The sequence below is a fragment of the Streptomyces tremellae genome, assembly GCF_039540215.1.
Classification (GTDB): domain Bacteria; phylum Actinomycetota; class Actinomycetes; order Streptomycetales; family Streptomycetaceae; genus Streptomyces; species Streptomyces tremellae.
In genome coordinates this window covers 42,666-55,375 of record NZ_BAABEP010000025.1, presented here as the reverse complement: position 1 = coordinate 55,375, position 12,710 = coordinate 42,666, and the positions used below count along the sequence as shown (strand labels likewise).

Annotated in this window: 12 protein-coding genes; 6 read left to right on the top strand and 6 right to left on the bottom strand. The window is 74.2% G+C overall.

The annotated features are described in order from the left end of the window. Positions 1-115: 115 nt before the first annotated feature. The 4 genes from ABEA77_RS18470 to ABEA77_RS18455 all read left to right on the top strand — a co-directional run bounded on the left by ABEA77_RS18470 (position 116) and on the right by ABEA77_RS18455 (position 5,520). Positions 116-1,498: an ATP-grasp domain-containing protein gene (locus ABEA77_RS18470; RefSeq protein ID WP_345648468.1), complete on the top strand. Its 1,383-nt coding sequence runs from the start codon at positions 116-118 to the stop codon at positions 1,496-1,498. A 113-nt stretch (positions 1,499-1,611) separates the two neighbouring features. Then, positions 1,612-3,039 (top strand): pyridoxal phosphate-dependent decarboxylase family protein, encoded by a 1,428-nt coding sequence (locus ABEA77_RS18465; RefSeq protein WP_345648465.1) that lies wholly within the window; start codon positions 1,612-1,614, stop codon positions 3,037-3,039. A gap of 128 nt (positions 3,040-3,167) precedes the next feature. Further along, positions 3,168-4,652 carry a pyridoxal phosphate-dependent decarboxylase family protein gene (locus ABEA77_RS18460; RefSeq protein ID WP_345648462.1) on the top strand — a complete coding sequence of 495 codons (1,485 nt, stop codon included), beginning with the start codon at positions 3,168-3,170 and terminating at the stop codon, positions 4,650-4,652. Continuing rightward, positions 4,645-5,520: a hypothetical protein gene (locus ABEA77_RS18455; protein WP_345648459.1), complete on the top strand. Its 876-nt coding sequence runs from the start codon at positions 4,645-4,647 to the stop codon at positions 5,518-5,520. Before ABEA77_RS18460 ends, ABEA77_RS18455 begins: the two co-directional genes overlap by 8 nt. Before the next feature lie 18 nt (positions 5,521-5,538). Here ABEA77_RS18455 and ABEA77_RS18450 read toward each other — a convergent pair whose 3' ends face one another. From ABEA77_RS18450 to ABEA77_RS18430, 5 genes are all read right to left on the bottom strand, one after another. Then, positions 5,539-5,958 (bottom strand): PIN domain nuclease, encoded by a 420-nt coding sequence (locus tag ABEA77_RS18450; protein ID WP_345648456.1) that lies wholly within the window; start codon positions 5,956-5,958, stop codon positions 5,539-5,541. Then, on the bottom strand, positions 5,958-6,200 hold the full coding sequence (locus ABEA77_RS18445; RefSeq protein WP_345648454.1) for a type II toxin-antitoxin system VapB family antitoxin: 243 nt from the start codon (positions 6,198-6,200) through the stop codon (positions 5,958-5,960). Before ABEA77_RS18445 ends, ABEA77_RS18450 begins: the two co-directional genes overlap by 1 nt. A 124-nt stretch (positions 6,201-6,324) precedes the next feature. Beyond that, positions 6,325-6,924 (bottom strand): hypothetical protein, encoded by a 600-nt coding sequence (locus tag ABEA77_RS18440; protein ID WP_345648452.1) that lies wholly within the window; start codon positions 6,922-6,924, stop codon positions 6,325-6,327. A gap of 120 nt (positions 6,925-7,044) precedes the next feature. Continuing rightward, positions 7,045-7,905, bottom strand: a complete 861-nt coding sequence (locus ABEA77_RS18435) for a TrmH family RNA methyltransferase (protein WP_345648450.1) — start codon at positions 7,903-7,905, stop codon at positions 7,045-7,047. 83 nt (positions 7,906-7,988) lie between these two features. Then, positions 7,989-9,380: a beta-1,3-glucanase family protein gene (locus ABEA77_RS18430; RefSeq protein WP_345648448.1), complete on the bottom strand. Its 1,392-nt coding sequence runs from the start codon at positions 9,378-9,380 to the stop codon at positions 7,989-7,991. A 775-nt stretch (positions 9,381-10,155) separates the two neighbouring features. Between ABEA77_RS18430 and ABEA77_RS18425 the strand changes: the two genes are divergently transcribed. Next, on the top strand, positions 10,156-11,010 hold the full coding sequence (locus tag ABEA77_RS18425) for an LAETG motif-containing sortase-dependent surface protein (RefSeq protein WP_345648445.1): 855 nt from the start codon (positions 10,156-10,158) through the stop codon (positions 11,008-11,010). 108 nt (positions 11,011-11,118) lie between these two features. On the opposite strand, the gene ABEA77_RS18420 is transcribed toward ABEA77_RS18425, so the two are convergent. Next, positions 11,119-11,652: a VOC family protein gene (locus ABEA77_RS18420; protein ID WP_345648442.1), complete on the bottom strand. Its 534-nt coding sequence runs from the start codon at positions 11,650-11,652 to the stop codon at positions 11,119-11,121. Positions 11,653-11,798: 146 nt separating this feature from the next. Here ABEA77_RS18420 and ABEA77_RS18415 point away from each other — a divergent pair, with 146 nt between their 5' ends. Further along, the gene (locus ABEA77_RS18415) at positions 11,799-12,623 is read left to right on the top strand and encodes an IclR family transcriptional regulator domain-containing protein (RefSeq protein WP_345648439.1); all 825 of its coding nucleotides are present in this window, start codon (positions 11,799-11,801) and stop codon (positions 12,621-12,623) included. The last annotated feature ends 87 nt before the right edge of the window (positions 12,624-12,710 follow it).

The window sequence follows — 12,710 nt, the reverse complement described above, 5'->3', positions numbered from 1 at the left end:
CCGATGCGGGTGTTTGCGCGGCCGGATTCGCGGAGCGGTGTGTGCGGCGGGCGGCCGGCGTGGCTGACTTCTTCCGGTGCGGGGCCGACGGGGCGCCGGCAAAGGGGGAGGCGCGATGGCTTCGTCGTACGGGGCGGACGTGGCGGCAGGCCCGGCGGGGGCGCGGGACGGCCTCCCGGACGAGGTACGGCTCGACGGGGTCGACGCGGACGAGGGGCTCGCCCTGCTGGGGGAGTTGGTGGACCGGGTGGCGTGGCTCGACCGGTCGGCCTTCCTGTCGGCCTCGTTCGGCCACCCGGCGCCGTGGCTGCGGCACGTGGCGGTGTCGCCGCTGCTGCGGACGGCCGCGCCCCAGCCCCGGCGCGGTGACCGCGCGCGGCCCGCGGGGCGCGCCTTCGCCGTGGCCTTCGCGCCCGAGCACGGGGACCACGCGGTGCGCTGGGCGCGGGCCCACGGGCACCGGCTGCTGGCGCCCGACCCCGCCGTCACCGCACGCGCCGCCGACAAGATCGAGGCGCTCGGGCTGCTGCGGGCCGCGGGCGTCGCGGTGCCCGAGCATGTCGTCGTGCCCGCGCGTGACCGCGCGGACGCGGCGGCGTACTGGCGCGCCGACTGGCCCGCCGCGGTGCTCCAACGCCGGGAGAACAACCTGCTCGGGCAGGGGACCGTACGGGTCGACGACGCGCGCGCCCTGGACGCGGCGCTGCGGGCCTGGCCGGGGCGCGCCCTGCGGCTGAGCCGGCTGGTGTCCGGCAGGTCCCTCACGGTCAGCGCCTGCGTGGGCGGCGACCGCACGGTCGTGGGCGCGGTGTCCCAGCAGCTGGTGGGCCTGCCGGGGCTGGGTGCCGGGTGGGGCACGCACTGCGGGAACCAGCTGCTCGACCCCGCCGACCTGCTGCCTGGCGCCTACCTGCGGGCACGCGCCGCGGCCCACTCCGTGGGCGAGGTGCTGCGCGCCCAGGGCTATCGGGGCGTCTTCGGCCTCGACCTCCTGGAATCCCCGGAAGCGGGCGGCGAGATGCTGGGCGTCGAGATCAACCCCCGCTTCCAGACGGTCTCCTCGCTCGGCCAGGCCGCGGAGCACGCGGCCGGGCTGCTGCCCGCGCTCGGACTGCACGTCCTCGCCTGCCTGCTGCCCGAGCTGCCGCGAGGCCGGGCCAGTACGACGCGGGTGCCGCCGCTGAGCCAGCTGGTGGTGCACGCCGAGCGCGCGGGGCACGCCCGGGCCGTCCCCGCGGCGGGCCGCTACCGGCTCGGCGCTGACGGCGTCGCGCACGGGCCGGACCCGGCGGGGCCCGTACCGCTGCCGCGGCTCGGCGCCGACGAGGCGCTGTGGTGGCCGCACGCGGCGCCTGGGCGGGTGGCCGCGGGGGACGAGCTGGTGCTCATGCAGTTCCCCGCGCACCGCTGCGCGCTCACCGCGGCCCGCCCCGCCCTCGACCCGGCGACCCTGGCCTGGCGCGCGGGCGCGGCCAGCGCCTGGGAGGGCGCCGCGTGAGCGGCGGGGAGGCCGAGCGGGTCGCGGCGGCCGGGAGAGTGCCCCCGGGCCGTGCGTCGCTTGACGATGAAAGGCCATACAGGCAAGGCGAGTTGGCGCTGTCCGCCGGGGAGATGCGGCGGGTTGGCCGGCAGGTCGTGGACCTGGTGGTGGAGCGGCTGCTCGGGGTCGCGCAGGCGCCGCCGCACGCCGTGCTCGGGGTGGCAGAGGCGCGGGAGCTGGTCGGGCGGGAGGTGCCCGAGGAGGGCGCGGACCTCGCGGACCTCGTGGAGCGGGTGGCGCGGGACGTGCTGCCGCAGGGGGTGCGGTTCGACCACCCGCGGTGCTTCGCGTTCGTGCCGACGACCGGCAACTACCCCGCCGTGCTCGCCGACGCGCTGGCCTCGGCCTTCCTCAGTGTGCCCGGCGCCTGGCTGGTGGGTTCAGGCCCCACGCAGATCGAGCTGACGGCCCTCGGCTGGCTCACCGGACTGCTGGGGCTGCCCGACTCGTTCGGCGGGGTGTTCGTCAGCGGCGGCTCGGTCGCCAATCTCACGGCCCTCACCGCCGCGCGGGACGACCGGCTCGGCGGCGACCTCTCCCGCGCGCGGCTCTACTGCTCGACCCAGGCCCACCCGTCGGTCGCGCGGGCCGTGCACGTACTCGGTTTCGGACGCGACCAGTTGTGCGCGCTGCCGCCGGGGCCCGGTCTGCGGCTCGACGCGCGGGCGGTGCGTGAGCGCGTGGTGGCCGACCTGGCGGCGGGGCTGCGCCCGTTCGCCGTCGTCGCGACGGTGGGCACCACCAGCACCGGCGCGGTCGACCCGCTCCCGGAACTGAGCGCCGTCTGCCGGGAGTTCGGCCTCTGGCTGCACGCCGACGGCGCGTACGGCGCGGCTGCCGCGCTCACCTCGCGCGGTCGCGAGCGGTGTGCGGGGCTCGCGTGGGTGGACTCGCTGACGGTGGATCCGCACAAGTGGCTGTTCCAGCCGTACGAGGCGGGGTGTGTGCTGGTGCGCGACCCCGCGGTGCTCCGCGCGAGCTTCCGCATGGACCGCCACCGCCTCGACACCGGATATCTGGCGCCCGCCCGCGCCACGGGCGAGGAGGTCAACCTCGACGACTACGGGCCCCAGCAGTCGCGCGGCCTCAGGGCGTTGAAGCTGTGGCTGTCGCTGTCCGCGTTCGGCGCGGCGGCGTTCAGGCGCGCGGTCGACCACGGCCTCGACCTCGCCGAGTACGCGGGCGCGCGCATCGCCGCCCACCCGGACCTGGAGCTGGTCACCCCGCCGGCGCTGGGCATCGTGACCTTCCGGTACCGCGGCGGCGGCCGCGCCCCGCAGGGCGGCGGTTCCAAGCGGGAGGGCGGCGGGGCCGCGCCGGACGGCGGTCTCCAGGAGCGGGTGAGCGCGGCGGTGTGCGCCACCGGGGACGCCATGGTGCTCACCACCGAGGTGGCGGGGGCGCGCTGCCTGCGGCTCTGCACGATCAACCCGGCGAGCACGGAGGCCGACATCGACCGCACTCTCGCGCTCGTCGCCACCGCGGGCGCCGCGCTCTGACGCCCGGCCACCGGCCCGCGCACCCGCCGCGTGCCACCCCGCCCGCGCACCGGCCGCACACGGCGGCGCACCACCCCTTACCGCAGAGGCCCCGCGCCTCCCACCGACCAAGGAGCACAGACCGCACCATGGACCTCGCACACTGGCTCGGCAGAGCCGTCGAGCAGCACGAGAAGTGGCAGGACGGCCACGGGCCGCGGCCCGGCCACCCCGCGCTCGACGTGGCGGACGCCGACCTGTCCGCCGCCTTCGACGCGCTGGCCGAACGCCTCGACGGGAGCTACCCGTTCTTCCACCCGCGCTACGCCGGGCAGATGCTGAAGCCCCCGCACCCCGTGGCCGTGACCGGCTACCTCGCCGCGATGCTCGTCAACCCCAACAACCACGCGCTGGACGGCGGCCCGACCAGCTCCGCGCTGGAGGAGGAGGTCGTGGAGGCGCTCGCCGCGATGTTCGGGTACCGGGAGCACCTCGGCCACCTCACGAGCAGTGGCACGCTCGGCAACCTGGAGGCGCTGTTCGTCGCGCGCGAGTCCCATCCGGGCAGGGGCGTCGCGTTCAGCGCCGAGAGCCACTACACGCATGCGCGGATGTGCCACCTGCTGGGCGTCGACGCGTACACCGTCCCGGTGGACGCGCGCGGCAGGATGGACCTCGACGCGCTCGAACGGCTGCTGTCCACCGGCGCGGTGGGCACGGTCGTCGCCACGATGGGCACGACCGGGCTCGGGGCCGTCGACCCGCTCCACCGCATCCTTGAGCGCACGCGCCCTGCGGGCGTACGGGTGCACGCGGACGCGGCGTACGGCGGCTTCTTCACCCTGCTCGCCGAGCCGGAGCCGGAGCCGGAGCCCGGGACGGTACCGGGGCTGGAGCCCGGCCCTGAGCCGCGGAACGCCCCGGCGCCCGGCCCCGCCCTCGTCGACCCGGCGCCCTGGCGCGCCCTGCCGTCCTGCGACTCGGTCGTCGTCGATCCGCACAAGCACGGCCTCCAGCCGTACGGGTGCGGCGCCGTCCTCTTCCGCGACCCGGAGGTACGGCGCTTCTACGGGCACGACTCGCCCTACACGTACTTCACCTCTGCCAGGCCCCACCTGGGCGAGATCAGCCTGGAGTGCTCGCGCTCCGGGGCGGCCGCCGCCGCGCTCTGGCTCACGCTGCGCCTCTTCCCGCTGACCCGCGCGGGGCTCGGCCGGGTACTGGCCCCCGGCCGCCGGGCCGCGCTGCGCTGGGCCGGGCTGATCGGGGCGTCGCCACGGCTCGACCTCTACCAGCCGCCCGACCTGGACATCGTGACGTACTACCCGCACGGCGCGCCGCCGGTGCTCAGCAGGGTCGCGGCGGCGAGCGAGGAGATCATGCGGGAGGGCATGCGCGGCGGGGACGACGCGGTGTTCCTGAGCACGTCGCGGGTGAGCGCGGGCGCCTTCACGGCCCGCAGGCCGGACGCCGTCGCCGACGCGGAGGACACCCGCATCCTGCGCAGCGTGCTCATGAAGCCCGAGGCGGAGCCGTATCTGGACCGGCTGCACGCCCGGGTGGAGGCGCTCGCGGCCGGCGCCCTCGGCGCGGCGAGGGCGGGCGCTGCCGTGGGGGAGGCCCGCCGTGGCTGAGTACGAGGGCGGCACAGGCACCGCCGTTCCACCGCCGGAGGACCGCGACCCGATGGCCGTCCTCGCCCTCCCCGACGACCTGCGCTTCCCCGGCACGCCTGCCGAGGTGGAGTACGAGGCGTACTTCAGGATCGGCCGCGCCCGCCCGGAACCCGACCTGTGGACGCGCGCCCTGCTGCGCACCCAGGCGGCGTTCCTCGCCGACCTGCCGGCGACCGGGCTAGGCGACCGCGAACGCGCCGACCTGCTCGCCGGCTTCGTCCTGCTCGGCCACACCGCGCTCGCCGCGGCCCCGCCGCCCGCGGAACCCGCCGACGAGGAGCCGTATCTCCCGCCCTCCTCCGGCGGGATGCCCCCGCTCGGGCGCTGGCGGCTCGGCCACCAGATCTTCCACCTGCTCCTGGCCCTGATGAACTCCCTGCTCGACGAGGCGCTCAGGGCCGCGGACGCCGCCGAGTGGCTCCGCGTCACCGGGCTGCTCGACCGGCTCAGGCTGCTCTACGACGCGGCCACCGCCGCCATGTCGTACGCGGCGGACTTCGGGGACGACCCGCTCGGGGCCTACCGGCGCGAGGTGCGGCCGACCATGGAACCGCCGTTCGTCAGCCCGGGGTTCTCCGGCACGTTCAACCGCGAGCACCGCGAGACGACCCGGCTGCTCCGGCAGCTGCGCCGCGCGCTCAAGGCGGCCGCCCCCGACGACCACGAGCTGCGGACCGCAGCCGACGCCCTGCGCGCGGCCCAGTCCCGCAACCGCGCCAACCACCTGCTCATCTGCGAGCGCTGCGTCCCCGAAGGGGTCTCCCTGCTCAGAGAACACCTCACCGCCCAGCGCCCACCGGACCCGACCACCCCACCCGACGCCTGACCGCACGGCGGGCGGCGATCAGCGGTCGGCGCTTTTGGGCGGCACGACCCACTCGGCGGACTGTCCTGTGAGGGAGGCGATCATGTCGAAGTCGCCGTCGTGGTGCAGGACGGTGCGCCGGTTCAGTTCCGCCGTGGCGGCGATCAGCAGGTCCTGTAGGGACAGGGCCCGGTGGAAGCCCGCGTTGGGCGCGTGGCGCTGTGTTTCGAGGGCGCGTGCGAAGACGTCGTCGCCGGTGGGGAGGTAGTCGAAGGCGTGGAGCCAGGTGCTGATGCGGACGGCCTCGGCCCTGTCGCGCGCCGAGTGGATCATCTCGTACTCGGTGGGCCCGCACACCGCGAGCAGACAGCGCTCGTGCAGGGGCCGCAGCACCTCCTTGACGGCGGGCTTCGTCCAGCGGGCGAGTGCGGACTTGTCGATCAGGTAGCGGTCCTGCATCAGGCGGCGCGGCCTCCGCCACGCTTGAGCGAGCCGTCGGCGTTACGGGGGCCGGTGCTCTCGACGATCTCGTCGAAGTCGAGTTCGCCGGCGTCCATCGCGTCGAAGAACTCCTGCCGCAGGTGCCTCTTGACGGCGTCCTCCATGGCGAGGCGCACGGCCTTCGCCTTGGTCTTGGTGCCGAAGATGCGCATGGCCTCGGCGACCATGTCCTCGTCGAGGTCGATGACCGTCCTGGCCATGGGCGGCTCCTTCCGCGGGATGTCACTGCACACGAAACGATATTGTGATTGCCTCAAAAGCGATATCGTTCGAGGTGTCACCCTTGGCCGGTGCGGCCGGTGCGGCCGGTGCGGTGGGGCGTGGTCAGTGGTCGCGGCGCAGGGCGTAGCCCAGCAGGCGGGAGCGGGCCTCGCGCTCGGGGACGCCCAGGGCCTTGCCCACGGTCTCCCAGGACAGCTCGTCCATCTCCACCGCGTACGCGGCGTCGCCCGCCACCCGCTTGACCGTGCGCTCAAGGGTCGCCACCGCCTTCAGCGCGGCCAGCGGCGCCTGGTCGACCAGGCCGTCGAGCCGGGTCTCGACCTGGTCGAGGAGGTCCTGGAGCCCCGCGGGCAGCGGCACGGAGCGCGACCTCACCTCGTCCAGGTGGCGCTCCCAGTCCGCGTAAGGGCCCGGCAGGTCGATGTCGTACGGGTCCCGCTCGTCCGCGCCCTCGGCCTCCAGCGCGTCCCAGTCGATCGCGTACCGCCCGGCGCCGCGCCAGCCGCACGAGCAGGCGCCGCGCACCTCGCTCGCACGCGGCCGCTTCAGCCGGCCGTCGTAGACCCACCAGTCGCTGATCTCGTGCATGTTGCTGCTGCTGCCGAGGTCCACGTAGACCGGCTTCGGCTCCGTGCCGTCGGCGAGTACCGCGCCCGGCCTGCCCTCGTGAGACCTGCCGAACTCGTCCGTGCTCCAGCCCATGGCCGCCTCTCCGCCCTCTACGGCTGCTCCCCGGCCATTACACCAACAAGGCCGCGGCGGCGGGGTGCTGTCGCGGACAACTGGCCCGAACGAGCGGTGCCCGGCCGGGGAACGCCGGCCTCAGCGGCGCCTGCCGCCGCCCGCAGCCCCGCGCTCCTCCGCCCTGCGCACCAGGTCGAAGCAGAGCACCGCCGCCGCACTGGACACGTTGAGCGACTCGACGCCGCCCGCCATCGGGATGCGCAGGGACCTGTCGACCCAGCGGTCCGCCTCGGGCGAGATGCCCTCGGTCTCGTTGCCGAGGACGAACGCGACGTCGTCCGGGAGGCGTTCGGTGTAGAGGGAGCCGCGGGCCGCGCCGGAGAGGCCGTAGACCCGGTACCCGGCGCCGGAGAGCGCCTCCAGGGCCTCGGCGGCGGTGCGGCAGCGCAGGATCGGCGCGTGGAAGGCGACCCCCGCCGACGCCTTGATCACCAGCGGGTCCACGCCGGGCGAGCCGACCCGGGGCAGCACCACGCCCGCGACGCCCGCGGCGGTCGCCGTGCGCAGGATCATGCCGACGTTGGACGGGTTGTTGACGCCGTCGAGCACCAGGACGCCCCGCCCCTGCGCGGCGCGCTCCCCGGCCGGGCGGTCGAGGAACTCGGCGAGCGGCGCCATCCTCGGTGCCACCACGTCCGCGATGATCCCCTGGTCGTGCTTGCCGTTGCCCGCGAGCACCTTCACCCGGTGCGCGGTCGCGGACCTCACGGGCACCTCGCGCCGTGCGGCGAGGCGCAGGATCCGGTCGAGGTTGTCGCCGCGCGCGTTGTCCGCCACGACCAGCTTGTCCACCCGCAGTTCCCGGTCCTGGAGCACTTCGAGCACCGGCATCCGCCCGTAGACGGTGATGAAGGTGTCCTTGGGGGAGCGGGCGGGCGCGGGGGTCCGGTCGGGGGTCCTTACGGGGCCGCGGGGGCCGGTGGGGCGGGAGCCGTTCATGGGCCGATTGTCCCGCACGGCCGCGGCTGCCCGCGCCCCGGCCGGGACGCGGGCAGCCGCTCAGGGACGGGGAGGCGGCGGGCTCAGAAGCCGACCGCGACCTCCAGCCACTGCGCGTTGCCGTGCGAGATGTACGAGGACTGGCCGGCGACGTCGTCGTACGGGAAGCCGTACGCGAGGTTGTTGATGGCGTGGTCGTGCCAGAACTTCGCGTAGTAGTTGGCCGGGCCCGCCTTGTAGTACTGGCTCGGGTCCGACTGCTGGGACGCGGGCAGCTGCGCCACGTGCCGGTTGAGGGCCGCGCACATGTCGGGGTCGCCGCCCATGGAGCCGGCGCAGCCGAAGATGTACTGGGTGGTCTCGTTGACGCCGACGGACTGCGCGTACGCGGTGAAGTAGTTCGCGTTCACGCCGCCCGGCTGGAAGCTCGGGTCGCTGCCGGGAGCGATGATCCGGTACGGGGCCTGGGTGCGGGCCAGCACCTGGAACTGCTGCGGCACGGCGGCCACGAAGTCCTGGAAGACCTGGTCGCGCGGCTCGTTGAACAGCGCCTGGCTGTCGCCGACCTGGACGTCGTAACCGTCGGTCGCGTGCAGCCGCATCGCCAGCGGCAGGGCCCACGCGTCGACGCGGGTGGTGTTGCCGTTGAAGACGCCGCCGCCGACGGTGAATTCGATGAAGTCCTGGTACTGGCTGGTGGGTGAGCCGACGTAGAAGTACATGCGGCCCGAGGAGTTGGCCGGCATGTCGAGGTAGGGCTGTTCCGCGATGGAGTGGGTCTGCCCGTTGAAGCTCCAGTAGACCTGGCTGTCCGGGTAGGCGCCGTTGGTGCGGTTGAGCACCTTCACCATGATCATGTTCTGGGCGGGCGGGATGGTGCTGGTGTCGCCCCAGAACGCGTCGCCCGGCGGGTTGGTGCCGCCGCCCGGCGGGGTGGTGCCGCCCGAGCCGCCGGTGCCGTACACCTGGAACTCGTAGAGCGAGTAGCCGTACAGGGTGGCCCGCTTGGTGCCGTACATCCGGACGTAGCGGCCCGAGCCCGTGACGTCGAGGGTCTGCACGCCGCCGGTGGCGTTGGTGGTGGAGTAGACCGTCGTCCAGGTGGTGCCGTTGTCGGACGTCTGGATCTGGAAGGCGGTCGCGTACGCGGCCTCCCAGTTGAGCACGACCTGGCTGAGCTGCGCGGTGGAGCCCAGGTCGACCTGGAGCCACTGCGGGTCAAAGAAGCCGCTCGACCAGCGGGTGCCGGTGTCGCCGTCGACCGCGGCGGAGGCGGGGGTGCCGGGCGCCTCGGTGGACGAGGCGGTGGCGGCCCTGCCCTGCGAGAGCAGGGTGCCCGCGGCGTGCGCGGGCGGGGCCTGGGTGAGGGCGAAGAGGCAGGCCGCGAGGAGCGCGACCAGGACGGGAAGGGCCACCAGGGGTCTGGGGCGGAGGCGGACGGGGGGTCTGTGCACCAGCGTGGTGCTGCTCGACATGGTGTCTCCTCACGGGAGCGGGGGCGTCGGAGCCGCGCCCTGCCGCGCGCGCTCGTGCCGGACGTCTCTGAGAGCGCTCTCAGCGGGGCGACTGTTTATATTCCGGCTGCGGTCCGGCCGTCAACGGTTCTGTCAAAGGATCAAGTACTTTGCGCATGCCGGGAGTTGGCGCTGTCGTGGCGCGGCGTGCGCGGGTCCGGCGGATGGCGCCGGGCGCCCGCGGTCCGGGTGCCGGGGCGCCGCGGGACCGGTGTGGTGGAGCTGTGGCGGATTGGTGGCGGCCGGATCCCGCCGGGCCGGTTCCGGCGACGCCGGTTCCGCGTCGGATGTCGACTCCGGGGGCGAACGAGGAGCGTGGCGCGGCCCGATGGGTGTCCCCGTGGGGTCGCGTACGGGGGATCCACGGCCGGAGTGTGAAATTCCGTTTGTGCAGGTGGAGATGGCGCGATACCGCTTGTGCGGCTTTTGCTCCTCTTGCACTCCTCCTTGTGTCACAGCTTTGCTGCAACACCCTCTAGTGATGGTGTGTTTTGCCCAGGCCACTTGTGTCACGTGCGTGTCGGTGCGGCATACTCAGTGCCCCGGCCATCAGGCACGGACACCAACTACCTCGGCGGCGGCAGCTCCTCGTCGACGCGCGCGTCGCAAAGGCCCGCGGCACGGCGTGCTGGGCACGTGAGCACTGCTCGGAACCCGTCACCGCCACGTATTCAGGAGTACCGAAGTGCAGAGTTCATTCGCGAGACGTCTGATAGGTGCCGCCGGAGTGGGTTCCATGGCCGCGGCGCTGACGCTTGCCGGTGTGGGCACCGCGTCGGCCCACGACCGCGGCGGCGACCACGGCGGCGGCCACTGCAGCTCCGTGCAGCTGAAGTTCTCCACCGACGGTGGCAAGACCTGGCAGCAGAACGGCATGCTCGGCAGCGCGCCCGAGAGCATCGTGGTGAAGCTCGACGGCCGCGTCACCAAGGGCTGCGAGTACCCGATCTCGCTCGCCGCCTACAAGACCGAGGGCCCGTCCTGGGAGACCTCGGGGAACCAGTCGTTCCTCGGCGTCGACCAGGGCACCCTGTCGAGCAAGAGCGACACGGTCACGCTCCAGGTCAAGGGCGTCGACGCGTCGACCTGCTTCGGCCAGATCGACCTGTACGGCAACAACAAGGTCTACGACGGCAAGAGCGGCGCCCTGCCGCACTACCCGAACGTGTCCACGCCGGAGAACCTGATCACGGCGTGGAACGGTAAGTACGACAAGTGCGAGGAGGGTGGCGGCTCCACCCCGCCCACCACCCCGCCCACGACGCCTCCGACCACCCCGCCCACGACGCCTCCGGACAGCACCTCCCCGTCGCCGAGCGACTCGTCGAGCCCGTCCACCCCGCCCTCGGACTCCGCTTCCCCGAGCGCCCCCTCGTCGCCCGCGCCGAGCAGCAGCGCGCCGGCGGGCGGCACCCCGGTCCAGCCGTCCGGTTCGCCGGTCGCCCAGCCGGTGTCGAGCACGCCGACCCTGGCGGAGACCGGTAGCGACAGCTCGCAGACCACGACGTTCGTCGCCGCGGGCGCCGCGCTCGTCGTGATCGGCGCCGGTGCCGTGGTCTTCACCCGCCGCCGCAACCGTACGCAGGGCTGACCCCGTACACCTCACGCCGCCCGAGCGGCGAACCGGCCGGACCGCGCCCAGCGGTCCGGCCGGTCGGTGTTTCCGGGCGCGGCGGCCCGGCCTGCGGAGGCGGCGCGCTCAGCGGTAGGTGTTGTTGCTGGTGTGGTCGCCCGCGAGCCAGGACCGCAGGTCCTCGTGGGCGGTGCGCCTGCGCGCGGTGTCCGTCTCCTCGATGCCGGGGGCGTCGAGGGTGAACTCGAGGAGCAGGCCGTTGGGGTCCTGGGTGTAGAGCGAGCGGCAGTAGCCGTGCTCCAGCACGTACGTCTCCTCGGGCAGCCATCCGGCGTCCTTCAGCCGTTGCGCGATGGCGTCCTGGACCTCGGCCGTGACCTTGACGGCGATGTGCTGGAACGGCGAGTGCGGCATCTTCGGCCCGAACTCCCGCTGGTCGGACTCCTCGGCGAACTGGAAGAACGCGAGGGCGCTGCCGTCACCGAGCCCGTAGAACGTGTGGCAGTACGTGCGGACCTTGCCGAACAGCTCGTCGGACTCCTTCCACGTCGCGATGAGCGGCAGGCCGACGAGGTCCTCGTAGAAGGCCCGCGTCGCCTCCTGGTCGGTGGTGACATAGGCGTTGTGGTGCAGGCGGCTCGGCAGGGTCTGGTGGGGCATCGTCGCTCCCTCGGTGACGGGTGCCGGACGACCGTCCGGTCTGCGGTCGGGCGAGTCGACGATTCTCCCTGTCGGGTACGTTGTCAAGGTCCCGCGGCGCACCCCGCGCACCCGCGGGCCGCCCGCACGCCGAGAGGAGCCGGCCCATGCCGCGCAAGGGGACCACGCCCGACTTCATCGAGGCGCTGGCCCGCGGGCTCGACGTCATCACGGCCTTCTCCGCGGACCGCCACGAGATGTCGCTCAGCCAGGTCGCCGAGGTGGCGGGGCTCGCGCGGCCGACCGCCCGCAGGATCCTGCTGACCCTTCAGGAACTGGGGTACGTGCGCGCTTCGGGCGACCCGGGCGCCCTGCGGTACGCGCTGACGCCCAGGGTGCTCGACCTCGGCGTCGCGTACGTGTGCTCCACCGGTCTGTGGGAGGTGGCGAGGCCGCACATGGAGCGGCTGGTGGCGCGGACCGGCGAGTCCTGCTCGGCGGCCCGGCTCGACGGCGGCGACATCGTCTACGTGGCGCGGGTCGCGGTCCCGAAGATCGTGACGCTCGCCGTCCAGATCGGCACCCGCTTCCCCGCGCCCGCGACCTCGCTCGGCAAGGTGCTCCTCGCCGCGCTGGGCCCGCGCGAGCTGGCGGCGGCGCTCGGCGAGCCGTCCCGCGCCGGGGTGGTGCCGGCCAGGAGCCTGCCTGACGAGCGGCTCGCGGCCGAGCTGCGGGAGGTGCGGGCGCGGGGGTGGGCGCTGGCGGACGAGGAGCTGGCGCCCGGCATCAGGTCGGTCTCGGTGCCGCTGCGGGACGGTGAGGGCCGGGTGATCGCCGCGCTCAACGTGAACGCGCACGCCGCGGAGACCTCCGTCGAGCGCCTGGTCGGGCACCATCTGCCGCTGCTGCTCAGGACGGCGGGCGAGATCGGTGCCGACTTCGCCAGGCTCGCCGCGGTGCCGCACGTGACACTCGCACCGAGCGCCACCTGACACCCGGGCCGCCCCGGGCGGTCCGGGGCCGTCCCGCCGCGCGGGCCCCCGTGCCCCCGTGCCCCCCGTGCCCCCCGTGCCCCTCTG

Coding starts and splice junctions, on each gene's coding strand:
- ABEA77_RS18435 (WP_345648450.1), bottom strand. CDS start 7,905: ATGAACGGCTCCCGCCCCACCGGCCCCCGCGGCCCCGTAAGGACCCCC.
- ABEA77_RS18445 (WP_345648454.1), bottom strand. CDS start 6,200: ATGGCCAGGACGGTCATCGACCTCGACGAGGACATGGTCGCCGAGGCC.
- ABEA77_RS18425 (WP_345648445.1), top strand. CDS start 10,156: ATGGCCGCGGCGCTGACGCTTGCCGGTGTGGGCACCGCGTCGGCCCAC.
- ABEA77_RS18450 (WP_345648456.1), bottom strand. CDS start 5,958: ATGCAGGACCGCTACCTGATCGACAAGTCCGCACTCGCCCGCTGGACG.
- ABEA77_RS18460 (WP_345648462.1), top strand. CDS start 3,168: ATGGACCTCGCACACTGGCTCGGCAGAGCCGTCGAGCAGCACGAGAAG.
- ABEA77_RS18420 (WP_345648442.1), bottom strand. CDS start 11,652: ATGCCCCACCAGACCCTGCCGAGCCGCCTGCACCACAACGCCTATGTC.
- ABEA77_RS18465 (WP_345648465.1), top strand. CDS start 1,612: ATGCGGCGGGTTGGCCGGCAGGTCGTGGACCTGGTGGTGGAGCGGCTG.
- ABEA77_RS18470 (WP_345648468.1), top strand. CDS start 116: ATGGCTTCGTCGTACGGGGCGGACGTGGCGGCAGGCCCGGCGGGGGCG.
- ABEA77_RS18440 (WP_345648452.1), bottom strand. CDS start 6,924: ATGGGCTGGAGCACGGACGAGTTCGGCAGGTCTCACGAGGGCAGGCCG.
- ABEA77_RS18415 (WP_345648439.1), top strand. CDS start 11,799: ATGCCGCGCAAGGGGACCACGCCCGACTTCATCGAGGCGCTGGCCCGC.
- ABEA77_RS18430 (WP_345648448.1), bottom strand. CDS start 9,380: ATGTCGAGCAGCACCACGCTGGTGCACAGACCCCCCGTCCGCCTCCGC.